General features: G+C 70.7%; 15 protein-coding genes. 6 read left to right on the top strand and 9 right to left on the bottom strand.

All coding sequences use genetic code 11. The features are described 5' to 3' along the window. Window positions 1-10 precede the first annotated feature (10 nt). Together OG453_RS40175 and OG453_RS40180 are read right to left on the bottom strand one after the other, a co-directional pair. Complete coding sequence (locus OG453_RS40175) at window positions 11-949, bottom strand: TauD/TfdA family dioxygenase (RefSeq protein ID WP_266873657.1); 939 nt, start codon at window positions 947-949, stop codon at window positions 11-13. 174 nt (window positions 950-1,123) lie between these two features. Further along, window positions 1,124-1,948 carry an SAM-dependent methyltransferase gene (locus OG453_RS40180; RefSeq protein ID WP_266873658.1) on the bottom strand — a complete coding sequence of 275 codons (825 nt, stop codon included), beginning with the start codon at window positions 1,946-1,948 and terminating at the stop codon, window positions 1,124-1,126. Between the two features lie 264 nt (window positions 1,949-2,212). Between OG453_RS40180 and lpdA the strand changes: the two genes are divergently transcribed. After that, window positions 2,213-3,616: a dihydrolipoyl dehydrogenase gene (lpdA, locus tag OG453_RS40185; protein WP_266873659.1), complete on the top strand. Its 1,404-nt coding sequence runs from the start codon at window positions 2,213-2,215 to the stop codon at window positions 3,614-3,616. 84 nt (window positions 3,617-3,700) lie between these two features. On the opposite strand, the gene OG453_RS40190 is transcribed toward lpdA, so the two are convergent. Both OG453_RS40190 and OG453_RS40195 read right to left on the bottom strand, forming a co-directional pair. After that, window positions 3,701-5,704 carry a PE-PGRS family protein gene (locus OG453_RS40190; RefSeq protein ID WP_266873660.1) on the bottom strand — a complete coding sequence of 668 codons (2,004 nt, stop codon included), beginning with the start codon at window positions 5,702-5,704 and terminating at the stop codon, window positions 3,701-3,703. Window positions 5,705-5,719: 15 nt separating this feature from the next. After that, window positions 5,720-6,535, bottom strand: coding sequence for an isocitrate lyase/phosphoenolpyruvate mutase family protein (locus OG453_RS40195; RefSeq protein ID WP_266873661.1), 816 nt, complete (start codon window positions 6,533-6,535; stop codon window positions 5,720-5,722). Window positions 6,536-6,672: 137 nt separating this feature from the next. Between OG453_RS40195 and OG453_RS40200 the strand changes: the two genes are divergently transcribed. The 3 genes from OG453_RS40200 (at window position 6,673) to OG453_RS40210 (ending at window position 10,065) form a co-directional block, all read left to right on the top strand. Next, the gene (locus tag OG453_RS40200) at window positions 6,673-7,089 is read left to right on the top strand and encodes a YciI family protein (protein ID WP_266873662.1); all 417 of its coding nucleotides are present in this window, start codon (window positions 6,673-6,675) and stop codon (window positions 7,087-7,089) included. Continuing rightward, window positions 7,086-8,318 carry an RNA polymerase sigma factor gene (locus tag OG453_RS40205; RefSeq protein ID WP_266873893.1) on the top strand — a complete coding sequence of 411 codons (1,233 nt, stop codon included), beginning with the start codon at window positions 7,086-7,088 and terminating at the stop codon, window positions 8,316-8,318. The genes OG453_RS40200 and OG453_RS40205 overlap by 4 nt, the downstream gene beginning before the upstream one ends. Window positions 8,319-8,547: 229 nt before the next feature. Next, a complete protein-coding gene (locus OG453_RS40210; RefSeq protein ID WP_266873663.1) occupies window positions 8,548-10,065 on the top strand; it encodes an alpha/beta fold hydrolase in 1,518 nt (505 codons plus the stop codon). Window positions 10,066-10,073: 8 nt separating this feature from the next. On the opposite strand, the gene OG453_RS40215 is transcribed toward OG453_RS40210, so the two are convergent. Beyond that, window positions 10,074-11,411, bottom strand: coding sequence for an FtsX-like permease family protein (locus OG453_RS40215; RefSeq protein WP_266873664.1), 1,338 nt, complete (start codon window positions 11,409-11,411; stop codon window positions 10,074-10,076). A gap of 3 nt (window positions 11,412-11,414) precedes the next feature. After that, a complete protein-coding gene (locus OG453_RS40220; RefSeq protein ID WP_266873665.1) occupies window positions 11,415-12,215 on the bottom strand; it encodes an ABC transporter ATP-binding protein in 801 nt (266 codons plus the stop codon). Between the two features lie 367 nt (window positions 12,216-12,582). On the opposite strand from OG453_RS40220, the gene OG453_RS40225 reads away from it, so the two are divergent. Further along, window positions 12,583-12,909, top strand: coding sequence for a hypothetical protein (locus OG453_RS40225; protein WP_266873666.1), 327 nt, complete (start codon window positions 12,583-12,585; stop codon window positions 12,907-12,909). A gap of 9 nt (window positions 12,910-12,918) precedes the next feature. Here the strand turns inward: OG453_RS40225 and asnB are convergent, their stop codons facing one another. Next, entirely contained in the window at window positions 12,919-14,760 is a 1,842-nt protein-coding gene (asnB, locus tag OG453_RS40230; protein WP_266873667.1) for an asparagine synthase (glutamine-hydrolyzing), read from the bottom strand. A 161-nt stretch (window positions 14,761-14,921) separates the two neighbouring features. Then, a complete protein-coding gene (locus tag OG453_RS40235) occupies window positions 14,922-15,497 on the bottom strand; it encodes a TetR/AcrR family transcriptional regulator (protein WP_266873895.1) in 576 nt (191 codons plus the stop codon). A 168-nt stretch (window positions 15,498-15,665) separates the two neighbouring features. Between OG453_RS40235 and OG453_RS40240 the strand changes: the two genes are divergently transcribed. Further along, on the top strand, window positions 15,666-16,610 hold the full coding sequence (locus OG453_RS40240) for a DMT family transporter (RefSeq protein ID WP_266873668.1): 945 nt from the start codon (window positions 15,666-15,668) through the stop codon (window positions 16,608-16,610). Here OG453_RS40240 and OG453_RS40245 read toward each other — a convergent pair. Further along, window positions 16,583-17,029 carry a cupin domain-containing protein gene (locus OG453_RS40245; RefSeq protein WP_266873669.1) on the bottom strand — a complete coding sequence of 149 codons (447 nt, stop codon included), beginning with the start codon at window positions 17,027-17,029 and terminating at the stop codon, window positions 16,583-16,585. The genes OG453_RS40240 and OG453_RS40245 overlap by 28 nt on opposite strands. Window positions 17,030-17,031 lie beyond the last annotated feature (2 nt).

The following is a 17,031-nucleotide window of genomic DNA, read 5'->3' on the forward strand; positions in this document are numbered from 1 at the left end:
GCGAAACGGATCAGAACGGGCGGTCGCCCGCGATGGCGACGCGCTCGGCGACCCGGCGGTGCGGGGCGTAGTCGTCGACCGCGTAGTGCTGGGTGGCGCGGTTGTCCCAGAACGCGATGTCGCCGGCCTGCCAGCGGAACCGCACCTGGTACTCCGGCACCTGCGCCTGCCGCACCAGATGGCCGAGCAGCCGGTCGCTCTCCTCGCGTTCCATGCCCACGATGTGCGTGGTGAACGAAGTGTTCACGAAGAGCATCCGCCGCCCGGTCTCCGGGTGCCTGCGCACCACCGGGTGCGTGACCGGCGGGAACTGCTCCTGCAGCGGGATCAGCTTCTCGGGTCCGTAGAAGCGGGCGAAGCCGGGGATGAAGTCGTGCACCGCCCGCGCCCCCTCGATGCGCGCCTTCACGTCGTCGGGGAGGTTGTCGTACGCGGCCGCCATGTCCGCCCACATCGTGTCGCCGCCCACCGGCGGCATCTCCCGCAGCTGCAGGACGGCGCCGAGCGCGGGCCGTTCGCGGAAGGTGACGTCCGCGTGCCAGACGTTCTCGTACGTCGGTGTGGCGCTGCCGCCCTTGTCGAACCGGACGACATCCTCGGCCGAGCCCCGCGCGAGCAGCGGATTGGTCTCCAGGTCGCCCCAGTTGAGGGCGAAGGCGCGCTGCTGCTCCGAGGTGATCCCGGCGCCCCGGAAGAAGAGCACCTTCCACTCCAGGAGGGCCCGGTTGAGCTCCTCGCGCAGCGCGGCCGTGAGGGGCCGGGCGAGGTCGACGCCGCGGATCTCGGCGCCGATGAGGCGGCCCTGCGGGACGACGTCGAACAGGTCGTACGGGTGCTCTTCCCAGCCCTCGGGCACGCGGCGCAGGGTGCGGCGCCCTTCGTACATGCCGTCGGCGGGGACGCGGGCATCGCGGAGAGATGTGGGGGATGCGGGAGACGTGACAGTCATGGTGATCCTCAGTGGCGAGTGAGTCGGGTCGGTGGCCCGGAGCGGAACCCCGAGTACTGCGGAGACGCGCTCCGGCAGCTAGCGACCCGATCGCTCGCACCCGCGCCGCCACGGGACCCCGAAGGTCCGCACGGCGGCGGTCAGGTGCTGGATCATGCACGCCATTCTGTACTGCTACCCCTTGCGGAGCAAACCCCCGTACTCGTAGATGCCCTTGTTGTGCTCGGTGGCGCCCAGGTAGGGGGACAGGTCCTCGTGGACGGGGGCGAGCGGCGGCTGGTCGGCGTCGGGGCGCCAGTCCACCAGGTTCAGCAGACCGGGCTCCACCGGCTCCAGGCCCTCCAGGAGGGCGTCGACCTCGCCGGGGGTGCGGGTCTGCCAGGGGACGCCGCTGCCGGAGATGTGCGCGGTCATCGCGGCGCCGCGCTCCGGGTCGTCGGCGACGACCTGGGAGAAGCCCAGGTAACTGCCCGGGGCCGCCCGGTCGATGATCGTGTGCAGGACGCGGCGCGGGTCGTCGGCGTCGCTCAGGTGGTGCCCCACGGAGAGGAACAGCACGGCGACCGGCTCGTCGAAGTCGATCAGGCGCCGCACGTCGGGGTGATCGAGGATCGCGTCCTGGTCGCGCATGTCGCCGGTGATGACGGTGGTGGTCGCGTCGTCGGCGAGCAGCGCGTGGGCGTGTGCGAGGACGATCGGGTCGATGTCCACGTAGACGACGCGGGCGTCCGGCGCGAAGCGCTGCGCGACCTGGTGGACGTTGTCGTCGGTCGGCAGGCCGCAGCCCATGTCGATGAACTGGCGGACCCCCGCCTGGGTCAGATGGCGCACCACGCGGAAGAGGAACTCGCGGTTCTGCCGGGCTATGTCGACGCACTCGGGGAAGTCGGGCAGCGTGCGCAGCAGGAACTCGCGGTCGATCGCGTAGTTGTCCTTGCCGCCGAGCATCCAGCCGTAGGCGCGTGCCGACGTGGGCACGTCGAAGGGAATGGACGTCATCTCGGACTGCTCGTCACCGGCCACAGTGCGCTCTCCACCTCTGCCAACAGGGATATGGGTCTTGGCTCCGTCGCGGCGACACTATCCCGTGCCTCACGGCCAGGTGAACCCGGTCCCGATCACCAACAGGTGCGCCCACAGCGGCGGTTGAGGAGAGCACCGCCCGGCAGCGGCGCGCCATCGGGCACCCGCCCGCCCATGAGGCGGCCGGATGGCGCATGATCGGACGTACGCGAGATACGTTCCACCAGAGAGGACCTCCCCATGGAAGACCGCTTCGATGTCGTCGTGCTCGGAGCAGGACCCGGCGGCTATGTGGCCGCCATCCGCGCCGCCCAGCTGGGCAAGCGGGTCGCGGTCGTCGAGGAGAAGTACTGGGGAGGTGTCTGCCTCAACGTCGGCTGCATCCCGACCAAGGCGCTGCTGCGCAACGCCGAGCTGGCCCATCTGTTCACGCACGAGCAGAAGACGTACGGCATCAAGGTCGACGGGAACGTGTCCTTCGACTACGGCGAGGCGTTCAACCGCAGCCGCACCGTCGCGGACGGCCGCGTCAAGGGCGTCCACTTCCTGATGAAGAAGAACAAGATCACCGAGTTCGACGGCCGGGGCACCTTCCTCGACGCGAACACGCTCCAGGTGGCCAAGTCCGACGGCACGACCGCCACCATCGGCTTCGACAACTGCATCATCGCCACGGGTGCCACGCCGAAGCTGCTTCCCGGCACAAGGCGCAGCGAGCGCGTGGTGACGTACGAGGAGCAGATCCTCGCCGACAGCGTGCCGCAGTCCATCGTGATCGCTGGCGCCGGAGCCATCGGCATCGAGTTCGCGTACGTCCTGCACAACTACGGCGTGAAGGTCACGATCGTCGAGTTCCTCGACCGCATCGCGCCGCTGGAGGACGTGGACGTCTCGACGGAGCTCGCCAAGCAGTACCGCAAGCTCGGCATCGACGTGAAGACCTCGACCCGCGTCGAGTCGATCGACGAGTCGGGCCCGCAGGTGCGCGTCACGGTGACCGGCAAGGACGGCAAGCAGGAGATCCTGGAGGCGGACAAGGTCCTGCAGGCCATCGGCTTCGCGCCGAACGTCACGGGCTACGGCCTGGAGGCGACGGGCGTGGCGCTGACCGAGCGCGGGGCCATCGACATCGACGGCCGCGGGCGCACGAACGTGCCGCACATCTACGCGATCGGTGACGTCACCGCGAAGCTGATGCTGGCGCACACCGCCGAGTCCATGGGTGTGGTGGCCGCCGAGACGATCGCGGGCGCCGAGACGATGGAGCTCGATTACCCGATGATCCCGCGCGCGACCTACTCGCAGCCGCAGATCGCCAGCTTCGGCTGGACGGAGGCGCAGGCCAAGGAGAAGGGCTTCGACGTCAAGGTCGCCAAGTTCCCGTTCATGGCGAACGGCAAGGCGCACGGCCTGGGCGACACGGTCGGCTTCGTCAAGGTCATCAGCGATGCCCAGTACGGCGAGATCATCGGCGCCCACCTGATCGGCCCGGACGTCACGGAGCTGCTTCCCGAGCTCACGCTGGCCCAGCAGTGGGACCTGACCGTGCACGAGGTCGCCCGCAATGTGCACGCCCACCCGACGCTCGGCGAGGCGGTCAAGGAGGCCGTGCACGGGCTGGCCGGGCACATGATCAACTTCTGACGCACGCTCGGAACGCACACAGGGCGCCCCGCCGCGAGCCGTACGGCTCAAGTGGCGGGGCCACCCGGTCCGGAAGATTCTTGGTCAGAACTCTCTGTCGCGAGGCGCGAGGAGATACCGCATGACCGGAACGGGCAACGCAGGGTGCTGCGCCGCCACTTGTGCCGTGTCGGCGTCCCGTAGCAACCGGACCAGCACACATGCGGGCAGTTGCGGGTGCCGGGCGGCCGCGTGGCGTACGCGCTCGTGCGGGTCGTCGAGCAGACGCACCGCCGACGCCGCGGTCAGCCGCGGGTCGGTTGCGGCCCGGTACCGCACTTCCTCGTGCGTGTCCCGGCTGTGCCGCTCGACCAGCTCGACCGTCGACTCCGGATCGTCCATGGCCAGTTGACGCATCCGCGGATTCGGGTCATGGGCAAAGCGGAGGAGGCCGCTACGGGGGAAGTTGGGGTGGCCGCGGGGGCGGTCGGGGACGCTGAGGCTGCCGGTCCACCACTGCCACACCTCCAGCAGCATGTCGGCAGGCGCGTCGTCGCAGGATTCGGCGAGGAAGAGCCGGACGACACGGTCCTCGTCGCGGGCCAGGCGGTCGACGACGTCCGGCGGGAGGCTTCTCGCGCGGGCGACGCTTCGGCGTACGACGGGGTGCGAGGAGGCGGCCAGGCGGCGCATGGCGGCGGGATCGCCGTGCAGGGCCGTGACCCAGGCGAGCTCGTGGTGGTGGACGCCCGGATCGAAGTCGATGTCGATGTCCGTCCGTTGCTCCTCGGTGAGGTCGGGGCGTAGGGAGACCTCGAAGCGGACGGTTGCGTCGGGGTCCTGGGCAAGGCGGTCGACGAGGTCCAGGTCCAGGCGGGGGTTGCCCGCGAGGGCCCGGCGCCGGGCAGGGTCGCCGCGCCGGATCAGGTGCTCGGCGAGGTCGCGCTCCAGACGGCAGGTCTCCACCGCTCGGTCCCCGAACTCCTCGGTCTCGAAGGCCGAGCGGGACATCGGATGCTCCTGGTGGTGCTGGAGCAGTGCCGCGACGCGGACCTTGCCGGTGGGGTCGTCAAGGAGCCGGCTCCGGGCCCGGCTGTCCAGATGGGGCCACGCACGCTCGCAGGCCAAGGCACGCACGGACGGATCGAGGTCGGCGGCCAGGGTGGTGAGGGTCCTGACGGGCAGTCCCGTGAGCCGGACGGCTTCTTCACGGACCTCTGCGGAAGCGTCGGCGGCGAGCCGTGCGCAGGCGGCGTCCGTGAGCAGGGCGCGCCGATCCGCAGCGATCATGGTGAGGATCCAGCGGTCCCGGGGCGCCGCTTCGCCCAGGATCAGGCGAGCCCACTGCTCGGCCGTGATGTTCGGCTGGGCATCGGCCAAGAGCTGCCGCAGCTTGCGGTCCGGGTGGGCCATGGCCGCCTCGACGACCGCCGTCGGCAACGGACGCCACAGGAGGTAGTGCGACCGCCCCAGCAGACCGGCACGCAGATCATCGGGGGTGGCCGAGTTGAGCGCCAGGCCATGCGCCCACGATTCGCGCACGCTCCGCGCAGGGCCCGGCCCTTGGAGCAGGGAATCCCAGGCGGCACTCCGCTCCTGCGAGGTCTCCTGGGCCGCCGCCCTCGCCGCTTCCTCTCGCCGGTGCCGCAAACGGTCCACGGCGACGATCCAGACCTCGTCCGCCACGGTGGTCACGCCCAACAGGGCTTCCCCGTCCGACGACAGGGTGACGAACCGCGGCTCGCCAGGGCTCGCGCCGAGCACTCCGGCGAGATCCCACTCGGTGCTGAGCCGCACCCGCGTCCACCGCGAGGGTGCACATCGTGACCCGTCATCACCTTCGCCGTGGACGTCGATGAGGAAGACACCGTCCCCGCCAAAGATCCCGGCCCTGGTCGCCAGCCGGTGCCACTGCGCGTTGACCTCGACGACCAGATCAGGTCGGTCACTCCGTACGCGCACGGCCGGAGCGGCCTCACCCGCGACGATCCATCGCCATGCGGCCCTGGGAGGCAGCGCCTCCTCGGCCGGCCGGTCCCCCGCGCTTTCCAGACCGCCACGCCGCAGCAACTCCATGAGCTCGTCTCCCCTGCACCCCATGGAGCTCATCCTGCCCGAGCTCCTCTAGGCCCCGACGCCCGTCCCCTGCTCATAGGCATCGGCGAGGCCTGCGGCCTCCGCGTACGAAGGCAGGCCCTCCGGCAGTGCGCCGCCCCGCTCGACCGCCTGGGCCGTGGTGACGGCCGCGTGCAGGGACGCGCGGAAGAGGAGGGAGCCGGTGCTTACTCGGCGGACGCCGAGGTCTGCGAGGTGGGCGTAGGTGAGGCGGCCGGGGGCGTAGAGGATGTTGAGGGGCAGGTCGAAGGCGGCCACCAGGGCCGCGATGGTCTGCTCGTCCTGGAGGGCGGGGACGAACAGGCCGTCGGCGCCCGCCTGTTGATAGGCGGCGGCCCGGCGTTCGGTCTCCCCCGCCTCCCCGGCGCTCAGCCAGTACGTGTCCGTGCGCGCGTTGACGAAGAGGCCCGGGGCCGTCTCCTTGATGGCACGGATCAGCTCGCATTGGGTGGTGGTGTCGGTGAGGGTGCCGTCCGGGCGGCCGTCCTCGATGTTCACGCCGACGACGCCCGCCTCGGCGAGCTCGGCCGCGAGCTTCGCCACGTCGGCCGGGCGCTCGGCGAAGCCGCCCTCGATGTCGACGGTGATCAGCGCGGGCAGCCGGGCCAGGCCGCGGGCCAGACGCAGGGTCTCCTCGCGTGTGTCGCCCGTGGCGTCCGCCTTTCCTGCGGCGGACGCCACACCGAGGCTGGTGGTGCCGATCGCCGCGAAGCCGCTGTGGGCGAGCGCGGCGGCGGAGGCGTGGTCCCAGGCGTTGGGCAGCAGCAAGGGGTGGCCGGCCCGGTGCAGGGCGCGGAACTGGGCGGATCGGTCTGCGTACGTCATGGGTGGACGGTAATGCCCCTCGCCTCAGGTGGCCCCAAGATTCTTTCGGCGTAATGTCGAGAACGGGTTGTCGGCTCCGACGTCCCCTGTGAAAGTCGCCCACAAGGGGCGGCACCCCACAGCCGAGGAGCGACATCATGAAGTACCTGGTGATGGTTCAGGGCACGCAGGCCGACTACGAAGCGCAGAGCGGCAAGGCGACCGCGACAAGCCCGGGCTGGAGCGAGAAGGACCTGCAGGCGATGTTCGCCTTCATGGGCGCGCTCAATGACGATCTGGCCGAGTCCGGCGAGATGGTCGACGGGCAGGGCCTGGCAGAGCCCGCGCAGACCCGCCTGGTCGACGTGGACAAGGACGGCCGCCCGGTCATCACGGACGGTCCCTACGGCGAGACGAAAGAGGTGCTCGCCGGGTACTGGGTCCTGGACTGCGAGAGCCTCGACCGGGTCACGGAGATCGCCAACCGAATCCAGACCTGCCCGATTCCCGAGGGTGCGCCGAACTACCCCGTGGTGATCCGCCAGATCATGGGCGGCCCCGACGACGCGTGCTGAACGGCACATCCGACACCGAGGACCTGCTGCGCCTGCACGCGCCGCAGGTCCTCGGCGCGCTGGTGCGCCGGTACGGGCACTTCACCGAGGCCGAGGACGCGGTGCAGGAGGCGCTGCTCGCCGCGGCACGGCAGTGGCCCGACGAGGGTGTGCCGAACAACCCCCGCGGCTGGCTGATCCGGGTCGCGTCGCGGCGGCTCATGGACCAGCTGCGCGCAGACGAGGCCCGGCGCCGGCGCGAGGAGGCGGACGCCCAGCTCACCCCGCGGGACGCGTTCAGCACGCCCGCGCCCGGCGAGAGCCGTGCGCCGTCCGAGGACGACACCCTCACCCTGCTCTTCCTCTGCTGCCACCCCGACTTGAGCCCGGCCGCCCAGGTCGCGCTGACCCTGCGCGCCGTCGGCGGTCTGACCACCGCCGAGATCTCCCGCGCGCATCTGGTGCCCGAGGCGACGATGGCCCAGCGGATCAGCAGGGCCAAGGGGAAGATCAAGGGGGCGCCGTTTCGCCAGCCGGGCCCCGACGACCGGGATCAGCGGCTCGCCGTGGTGCTCCAGGTGCTCTACCTCATCTTCAACGAGGGCTACACCGCGACCTCCGGCAACGCCCTGCACCGCGCCGACCTGGCCCGCGAGGCGATCCGGCTGACCCGGTCCGTACGCACCCTGCTGCCCGCGGATGGCACGGTGACCGGGCTGCTCGCGCTCATGCTGCTCACCGAGGCCCGCAGCGCTGCCCGCACCGGACCGCACGGCGAACTCGTCCCGCTCGACGAGCAGGACCGCTCCCGCTGGGACCGGCGGGCGATCGAGGAAGGCGCCGCGCTGGTCGAGGAGGCGCTCTCCCAAGGCCCGGCGGGCGCCTATCAGCTGCAGGCGGCGATCGCGGCGCTGCACGACGAGGCGGCGCGCGCCGACGACACGGACTGGCCGCAGATCCTCGCGCTGTACGACCTCCTGGTACGCCGCGCCCCTGAGCCCATGGCCGAACTGGGCCGGGCCGTGGCCGTCGCCATGGTGCACGGGCCGCGGGCCGGGCTCGCCGAAGTCGCCGAACTCGACGACCGGTTGGCGGGTCACCACCGGCTCGACGCCGTCCGCGCCCATCTCCTGGAGCAGGCGGGCGAGACCGAAGCCGCCCGCGCCGCCTACCAGTCGGCGGCGCAGCGCACGCTCAGCGTTCCCGAGCGGCACTATCTGCAGACACGTGCGGCGCGGCTGCTGCCCTGAGCCAGTCTGCTCACTGCGCTTACGTTGCCGTTGCCGTTGCCGTTGCCGCTCCAAGTCCGGGACAACTCAGGGGTCTTGGGGGCAACCCCCGACACGCCACCCTGAGGGCAACCCTGATCATGTCCCGGTGCCTTCCCTGATTCCTGGCTCGCGCTGTTGTGACTCCGGCGACTCACGGTCATCGTCGATCACGGGCCATCCCGTGATCCAGTTCGTGAGAGGGGACTTGATGCGACCGTACTTAAGAACGCTCACCGCAGCGCTCACCGCCGTGCTCGCCGCCGGCGCACTCGCCGGGGCGGCGACGCCGGGCGTACAGGCGGCGGACGCCGATCCGCCCGGACGCGGCCCGATGACGCCGGACTCCATCGACTGGAAGCCGTGCCCCCAGGACACCGAAGCGGACTGCGGGACCCTGCGCTTGCCCATCGACTGGGCGCACCCCGCCGGCGAGAAGTTCGATCTCGCCGTGGCCCGCCGCAAGGCGACCGACCCGGATCGCCGGATCGGCGTGCTGATGGTCAACCCTGGCGGGCCGGGCGATTCGGGGGTGGACTTCGCCGTGCGGCGCGCCAAGACGCACTTCAGCGCGGAGGTGCAGGAGAAGTTCGACATCGTCGGATTCGACCCGCGCGGGGTCGGCGCCAGCCACCCGGTGAAGTGCTCCAAGGAGCTGTTGGAGCAGCGCCCGTCCGCCTACCCCCGCGACCAGGCAGAGTTCGGTCAACTCGCCGAGTACAACCGCGCGTTGCGCAAGGACTGCCGACGGCACACCGGCCCGGTCTTCGACCACGCCGACACCTTGAGCGTGGTCCGGGACATGGACGCCGTCCGCAGATCACTGGGCGAGAAGAAGATCAACTACTTCGGTCACTCCTACGGCACACTGCTCGGCGAGCAGTACGCGGAGGAGTACGGCGACCGGATCCGGACGATGGCGCTCACCGCGAACATCGACCACAGCCTCGGCGCCCGCGACTTCCTCGTCTCATCGGCCGCCACCGCGGAGGACTCGTTCCACCAGTTCGCGAAGTGGTGTGACCGCACCAGCTCCTGCGCACTGCACGGCCGGGATGTCACCGCCGTCTGGGACGGCCTGCTCGCCAGGGCCGACCGAGGGGAGATACGGGATCCGGAGAACCCGGACCAGGCCCTCACCGCCAACGCCATCGCGCTCTTCGCCTTCAAGAAGTTCTACGGCCCCGACCGGGACGGCCTTGCCACGTACATGGCCGAGCTCGACGCGCAGGATCCACCGGACGCTCAGCGGCCCCGGGCAGAACTGCCCTCGCAGACAGCGCCGCAGCAGACGGTCGCGGAACCGTTCCAAGCCGCGTTCTGCCAGGACTGGCGGTTCCGCCCCAAGAGCCACAAGGAGTTCGCCCGCCTGACCGAAGCCGAACTGCGGGCCGCACCGCACATGAGCGGCTCACCACGTGTCCACGCCGGTGTGGCCGCCTGCATAGGCTGGCCCGACGAGGTGAACAACCCCCAGCACCGCCTCCGCATCACCGAAGCGCCCAAGATCCTCATGCTGCATTCGATGCACGACCCGGCCAACCACTTCTCATGGGCGACCAATGTGCACCGGCAGACCCGCGGGACCACCGTCCTGCTGCCGTACGAGGGCGACGGACACAGCGTGTACAACCGCAGTGGCTGCACACGCGATGCCGTGGACGACTACCTCACGGAGCGGAAGACACCGAGCCCTGGGAGCAGTTGCGCACCCGCCGCGGAGAACTGACCGGCTGGTCATGCGGCCAGCGTGACCGCCTCCACCGCCGGGGTGCGCAGCGTGCGGCGGGCCGTGGCGATACTGGTGATCAGCGTTGCCGCGGTGGCGACCCCGACAATGGTGAGCCAGATGCCCAGGCCCTGATCGGGTACGAGGGTGTCGGTGCGGACCGCGCTGAAGGGCAGGATTCCGGCGAGGCCCGCCACCGTGCCGAAGAAGACTCCGGTGGCGGTGAGGACGAGACCCTCGACGCCGACCATCCCGAGCACCTGCCCCGGAGTTGCCCCGGCCAGGCGCTGCTGACCGAACTCGCGGCCGCGGTAGGAGGTCGCGGCGTACAGACTGTTGATCAGCATGATGCAGGAGAAGACCACGATGATCCCGACGACCACGAAGTTCAGCGTCTCCAGGTTCTTGTCCTCGACGGACTTGGCCAGACCCGAAGCCTTGATCGCGTCGCTCTCGACGGCCTGCATATAGAGCGTCGCGGTCGCCATGCCGGTGAAGACGATGAGCGGCATCAGCACACCGGCCAGCTGATCGGCGCGCCGTCGCATGTTGAGCACGGTCAGATAGCCGCTCGCCCCGGTGAGCACCTCAAGCGGCCGGGCCAGTGTGCCGAGCAGGGCCCGGAGCAGCTTCGGCGAGAGCAGGGCGAAGCCCACCGAGAGCAGGATCGCCCCGTAGGCGGGGGCCGCCATGAGCGCGGCGTCCTTCGCGTCGAAGGCGAAGGTGGACAGCACGCCCGCGGCACCGGCGAGCACGGCCGCGTACCCGGCGAAGCTCCGCAGCCGGCCCCGGGGCTTGCGCTCCCCGGCGGCCGCCCGGGTCGCCCTGCGCACCGCGAGGAACGCGGCGCCCACCGAGGCGAGCAGGGTGATGTCGATGCCCGACATCAGGGCGATCGGCCCGAAGGAGAAGTCGACGCCGTCGGCGACCTGCCCGCTGTCCTGGAACATGCCGAGCAGCGCCTGCCCGCCGAGCATCGCGGGACCGATGGCGAGCAGCGATCCGACCAGGGCGACGACCGCCGCCTCGCCGACGACCATCCGCTTGATCTGCGCCGGGGTGGCCCCGGTGCTGCGCAGCAGGCTGATCTCCTCGGCGCGCTGGCGTACGTTCACCGTCAGCGTGGAGGCGACGGCAAAGAACACCAGGAGGGTGCCGTAGCCGCCGACGACGCTCGCCGCGGTGGTGAGGCTCTCCGCGCTGACCTCGTCGACGCCCTGGGCGGCTGCGGTGTCGTGCATGGAGTTGAACGTCATGATGATCGCCGCGCCGAGGAAGGCGGAGAGCAGCGTGGCGACGAGGCGTCCGGGGCGTTGCCGGATGGAGCGCAGGGCTAGGGAGAACATCGCTCACACCCCCAGCGGCACGGCGCGGTCGAATCCGGCCACGACGTCGCCCAGGTGGGCGAGGCGCTCGGCGACGGCGTCGACGGTCGGGGACGTCAGCAGCCCGGCCAGGCGGCCGTCTGCGAGGAAAAGCACGGAGTCGGCGTAGGAGGCGGCGACCGGGTCGTGGGTCACCATCACCACGGTCCTGCCGTGCGCCCGCACCGTCTCCTGGAGGAGCTGCAGGACGTCGCGCGCGCTGCGGGTGTCCAGGGCGCCGGTCGGCTCGTCCGCGAAGATCACGCTCGGCTCGGTGACCAGGGCCCGGGCGATGGCGACGCGCTGACGCTGGCCTCCGGACAGCTCGTCGGGGTGGTGCCGCAGCCGGTCGGCGAGGCCGACCTGGGCGAGGACGGCGCGCGCCTTGTCGTAGTCGATCCGGCGCCGGGCGAGCTTGAGGGGCAGGGTCGTGTTCTGTGCGACGTTGAGGGTGGGCAGCAGGTTGTACTGCTGGAAGACGAAGCCGATGCGCTGCCTGCGGAACTTGGTCAGCTCGGCCTCGCTGCCGCCCGTCATCTCCTCGCCGTCCACCATGACGATGCCGGAGTCGGGCCGGTCGAGCCCGGCGGCGCACTGCAGCAGGGTCGACTTCCCCGACCCGGAGGGCCCCATCACGGCGGTGAAGCTTCCGCTCGGGAGGCTCAGGGTCACCCCGTCGAGCGCGGTCACGGCGCTCTCGCCCGCCCCATAGGTCTTGCTGACCTTGACCAGCCGCAGAGCCTCGGGGCTCCTGGCGGATCCGGATGTGCCCGTACGACGAAACATGGCGATCCATCCCTTCGCGGGTGACGCTCGCTGCGTCACCTCTCTGAAGTTACGGACAGTCGCGACCCGGGACATTGGGCGTACGACCCGACATCGGGGTGGCGGTGGGTACACCCCCCGGACCCCCCTCCGGACACTCCCGTCCGCCGGCCGGCACGTAACGCAGCTCACAGCGACGGCCGCACCACCTGGGAACACCCACCGATGGTTCACCGTTGAACGGTATGTGGGCCCCGATCGCGATTCCCCCGTCCGGTCGGGGTCCACCCTTGTTCCGGCGCCTGCCGACCACGCTCTGTTTCACGCCTTCGAGCTCGAATATGCCAACCGCACCGCGCGGCGCGGCCTCGGGCGTCATCATGCGTTCATGGACGGTGCCAAGCCTGTGCAGGTCTTGTTCACGGCCGATGAGTACGCGGCGCTGCTGCGTCATGCGGACCAACTCGGACTGCCGGTCGACGAGTTCATACGCCGGGCCGTGACCGTCGACGCCGCGGAGCCGCCCTGCCCGAGCACGGGGAACCGGCGCGGGTCCGCCGCCCCGGCGGCCGTCCCGCCGATCCGCCGGGAGCTGGGCCCCGGGGGCACTCCCGCGCTCCAGCGGTTCCTGGACACCCTGGCGACCTCGGCGGAACCCGCCCGCCCGGAGCAGGTTCCGCCGCAGCCGACGGTCCGCACCTGCTCGGGGCAGTGAGCGGCCCGCTCAGGGCAGCGCGATCTCCGGGGTGTAGAGCTCCAGCCAGAGCGCGAGGTCCAGGGTGCGCTCAAGGCCGCGCCGCGACGCCTGGGTGATCTGCGGTACGTCGCGTCCCGCGGCCCGCGCCACCCGCTCCCGGTCCACCAGGCCGAAGACCGGGTGCGCGGGCTCGGCGAGCAGGTCCTTGACGTGCTCCTGGAGGGCGATGGCGTACTTCGGGTCCTGGGTGGAGGGATAGGGGCTCTTCACCCTGTCGTACACGGAACGCGGCAGCACGTCCGCCGCCGCCTCCCGCAGCAGGCTCTTCTCCCTGCCGTCGAAGGACTTCAGGGACCAGGGCGTGTTGTAGACGTACTCGACGAGCCGGTGGTCGCAGAACGGCACCCGCACCTCCAGGCCGACGGCCATGCTCGCGCGGTCCTTGCGGTCGAGCAGGACGCGGACGAAGCGGGTCAGGTGCAGATGGCAGATCTTCCGCATCCGGTACTCGAAGTCGCTCTCCCCGTCGAGCCGTTGGACGCCCGCGACCGCCGTCGCATAGCTGTCCTTGACGTACGAGGGAAGGTCGAGGGCGGCGGTCAGGTCCGGGCGCAGTACGTCGCCGTCGTCACCGAAGTGATCGGCGAACCGCACCAGCCAGGGGAAGGTGTCGGCCGCGCGGGCCTCTTCGTCGAAGAACTGCAGGTAGCCACCGAAGACTTCGTCCGCCGACTCCCCCGAGAGCGCGACCGTGGAGTGTTCGCGGATGGCCCGGAAGAGGAGATAGAGCGAGGCGTCCATGTCCCCGAATCCCGTGGGCAGGTCGCGGGCGCGGATCATCGCTGCCCGGATCTCGGGGTCGGCGAGGGCGTGCGAGTCGAGGACGATGTCGCGGTGCTCGGTGCCGGCCGCCTTCGCGACGTCGTGCACGTAGGGCGTGTCCGGGGTGGCGCGCAGCGCGTCGGCGACGAAGTTCTCGCTCTGGCCGACGAAGTCGACGGCGAAGCTGCGTACGCTCTCGCCCGCTTCGGCCAGTTGACGTGCGGCGAGCGCGGTCATCGCCGAGGAGTCGAGCCCTCCGGAGAGCAGGGTGCAGCGCGGCACGTCCGCGACGAGCTGGCGCCGCACGATGTCCTCCAGGAGCGAGCGCACCTTGGCGATGGACTCCTCGCGGCCGTCGGGGTGCGGGCGGGTCTCCAACTGCCAGTAGACATGGCGGCGAAGGCCGGTGCGGTCGACGGTGACGACCGTGCCCGGCTCGACCTCGCGCATGCCCTCCCACACGGCGTGACCGGGCGTCTTGACGACGGTGAACATCTCCCGCAGGCCGTCGGCGCCGACGCGTGCGCGGGCCAGCGGATTGGCGAGGATCGCCTTGGGCTCGGAGCCGAACAGGACGCCGTCGGGGGTCTCGTAGTAGTAGAAGGGCTTGATGCCCATCCGGTCGCGGATCATGACGAGCTTGTCGTGCCTGCCGTCCCACACCGCGAACGCGTACATGCCGCCCAGCCGTTCGGCGACCGCCTCGCCCCACTCCAGATAGCCGCGCAGAACGACTTCGGTGTCCGAGTCGGTGGTGAACGGGTGGCCGCGGCCGGTCAGTTCGCGGCGCAGTTCGGTGAAGTTGTACGTCTCCCCCGAGTAGACGAGGGCGACGGTGCCGCGCGGGGTGCGCGCGGTCATGGGCTGGCGCCCGCCGGGCAGATCGATGACGGCGAGCCTGCGGTGCCCGAGTCCGGCGGGTCCCTCGATCCAGGTGCCGCGGTCGTCGGGGCCGCGGCAGGACATCGTCTCCGTCATCACGTCCAGCGTGTCCGCCGCGGTCCGCAGATCACGGTCGAAGGAGACCCAGCCAGTGATGCCACACATGCGCTACCTCCTGTTTCGCGCTGCCTGTGAGCCACACCGCAAACTAGGTGTAGGTGGCAGCTATGTAGCAAGCGTGTGTCCTGCGACTGCATACGGTCAACCCGCCGGTAACCCGGAACGGTGCATTCCGGCCATGGGCAAAGACTTCCCCAACAGCGGCTTCAGCGGCCCGGATCGACGGCGGGCATCGCACCCTTGACCAGCGCCGCGGCCTCACCACGGGCATGACCGATGGCGTCGGGGAAGATGTGCAGGCCGTGCGCGACCAGGCCGCCCTCGTGCAGCAGCATCAGCGCCCGGCCGAGCTTCACCGCCCGGCGGGGGGCGAGTTCACGGGCCAGACCGGTGAACAGGGCGAGCATCCAGGCCTTCTGGCCGGTGATGACCTGATATGCGGGGTGCGCCGGGTCACTGATCTCGGCGTGCGCGTTGACCATGCTGCACCCCTTGCCGCTGTTCGCGTCGGCCCAGTCGCGCGAGGCGTCGAAGACGGCCAGGATCTTGGCCCGCGGGGTGGTCGCGGCCTCGACGTACGGGGCGAGGAAGGCGCGCCAGCGCTCGTCGCGGCCCGCCAGATACTCGACGACGATCTGCTCCTTGGAGCCGAACCGGTCGTACAGCGTCTTCTTGGTGACGCCGGCCTCGGCGGCGATGAGGTCCACCCCGACGGCATGGATGCCGCGTTCGTAGAACAGCCGGCTCGCGGCGTCCAGCGCCCGGCGGGCGCCCGGCGTCATGACGATCCTGCGCGGCGCGCCATCAGCACCGGCTCCGGCACCGGTTCCAGCACCGGCACCGGCCTTCACGATCTCGTTCCCACTCTCACCCATGTCCCCATACTAAACCGATCTGTATACTCGGGAGAGCGAGTAGACAGATCTGTTTACTTCATCCGGAGGGACGCCGTGAACTTCCTGCTCTCGATCGCATTCGTGCTGACCTGGAGCTCCGGCTTCATCGGGGCCAAGCTGGGCGCGGGCAGCGCGTCCGCCGTGACGGTCCTGATGTGGAGATTCCTGCCGCTGGCACTGGTGCTCGCGGTCGTCGCCCTCACCCTGGCCCGGGCGTCCTGGCGCGGATTCACCGCGCGCGACGCCGTGCGGCAGGCGGCCGTCGGGGCGCTGTCGCAGAGCGGCTATCTGCTCACCGTGTACTACGCGATCCAGCTCGGCGTCTCCAGCGGCACGACCGCCCTGATCGACGGCACCCAGCCGCTGGTGGCGGGCGCGCTGGCCGGTCCGCTGCTCGGCCAGTACGTCTCGCGCACCCAGTGGGTCGGCCTGGGGCTCGGTGTGGCCGGGGTCGCCATCGTGACGGCGGCGGACGCGACGGGGGGCACCGATGCGCCCTGGTGGGCCTACCTGGTGCCGTTCCTCGGGATGTTCTCGCTGGTGGCGGCGACCTTCCTGGACCGCCGTTCCCCCCGTCCGGTCGCCCCCGCGGTCGCGATGACGGTCCACTGCGTCACCAGCGCCGTCGTCTTCACGGCGCTCGCGGTGGCCGCGGGCGCCGCGACGCCGCCCGCGGAGGCGTCGTTCTGGGTGGCGATCAGCTGGCTCGTGACGCTGTCCACCTTCGGCGGGTACGGGCTCTACTGGCTGATCCTGCGGTGCTCCGGGGTCACGCAGGTCAACACGCTCATGTTCCTCATGGCGCCGGTCACCGCGCTGTGGGGTGCCCTCATGTTCGGCGAACCCTTCGGCGTACAGACGGTGTTGGGGCTCGCGGTCGGGCTCGCGGCGGTCGCGGTCGTGCACCGGGGGAAGGGAGCGAGCCGGGGGAAGAGTGCGGCGGTGACGGTGACGGTGGCCTGCTCGCCGCCTCAGTCCGCCAGCCGGAAGTCCGCGTAGTCGAAGCCGGGCGACACTATGCAGCTCACCAGGACCGGTTCGTCACCGGCGGGGCGCGCCGACTGCCACATGCCGCCGGGGACCAGGGCCTGCGGACGCTCGCCGTCCTCTATGGAGGAGCCCATCCGTATCGGCTCCGTGCCCTCCTTCGGGAGCTCGCCGTCGCCGCCGATGAGCAGATCGAGGGGGCCGCCGCGGTGCCACAGCCAGATCTCGTCGGAGCGCACCACGTGCCAGGCGGATTCCTCGCCCGGGCAGAGCAGGAAGTAGATGGCGGTGGCCGCCGCCCGCTCACCGGGGTATCCGGTCGGCGTGAAGGTGTGGTGCGCCCGCCACGTCTCGACGAACCAGCCACCCTCCGGATGCCGCTGCATGCCCAACTTGCGGGCCAGGAAAGGGCGTTCACTCGCGTCATTCATGC

The organism is Streptomyces sp. NBC_01381, from assembly GCF_026340305.1.
Taxonomy (GTDB): Bacteria; Actinomycetota; Actinomycetes; order Streptomycetales; family Streptomycetaceae; genus Streptomyces.

What these genes read in the sequence shown, in the direction of transcription:
- OG453_RS40210 (WP_266873663.1), top strand. Translation starts at nt 8,548, where the DNA reads ATGCGACCGTACTTAAGAACGCTCACCGCAGCGCTCACCGCCGTGCTC.
- OG453_RS40180 (WP_266873658.1), bottom strand. Translation starts at nt 1,948, where the DNA reads ATGACGTCCATTCCCTTCGACGTGCCCACGTCGGCACGCGCCTACGGC.
- lpdA (WP_266873659.1), top strand. Translation starts at nt 2,213, where the DNA reads ATGGAAGACCGCTTCGATGTCGTCGTGCTCGGAGCAGGACCCGGCGGC.
- OG453_RS40190 (WP_266873660.1), bottom strand. Translation starts at nt 5,704, where the DNA reads ATGAGCTCCATGGGGTGCAGGGGAGACGAGCTCATGGAGTTGCTGCGG.
- OG453_RS40200 (WP_266873662.1), top strand. Translation starts at nt 6,673, where the DNA reads ATGAAGTACCTGGTGATGGTTCAGGGCACGCAGGCCGACTACGAAGCG.
- OG453_RS40220 (WP_266873665.1), bottom strand. Translation starts at nt 12,215, where the DNA reads ATGTTTCGTCGTACGGGCACATCCGGATCCGCCAGGAGCCCCGAGGCT.
- OG453_RS40245 (WP_266873669.1), bottom strand. Translation starts at nt 17,029, where the DNA reads ATGAATGACGCGAGTGAACGCCCTTTCCTGGCCCGCAAGTTGGGCATG.
- OG453_RS40235 (WP_266873895.1), bottom strand. Translation starts at nt 15,497, where the DNA reads ATGACGCCGGGCGCCCGCCGGGCGCTGGACGCCGCGAGCCGGCTGTTC.
- asnB (WP_266873667.1), bottom strand. Translation starts at nt 14,760, where the DNA reads ATGTGTGGCATCACTGGCTGGGTCTCCTTCGACCGTGATCTGCGGACC.
- OG453_RS40175 (WP_266873657.1), bottom strand. Translation starts at nt 949, where the DNA reads ATGACTGTCACGTCTCCCGCATCCCCCACATCTCTCCGCGATGCCCGC.
- OG453_RS40215 (WP_266873664.1), bottom strand. Translation starts at nt 11,411, where the DNA reads ATGTTCTCCCTAGCCCTGCGCTCCATCCGGCAACGCCCCGGACGCCTC.
- OG453_RS40225 (WP_266873666.1), top strand. Translation starts at nt 12,583, where the DNA reads ATGGACGGTGCCAAGCCTGTGCAGGTCTTGTTCACGGCCGATGAGTAC.
- OG453_RS40195 (WP_266873661.1), bottom strand. Translation starts at nt 6,535, where the DNA reads ATGACGTACGCAGACCGATCCGCCCAGTTCCGCGCCCTGCACCGGGCC.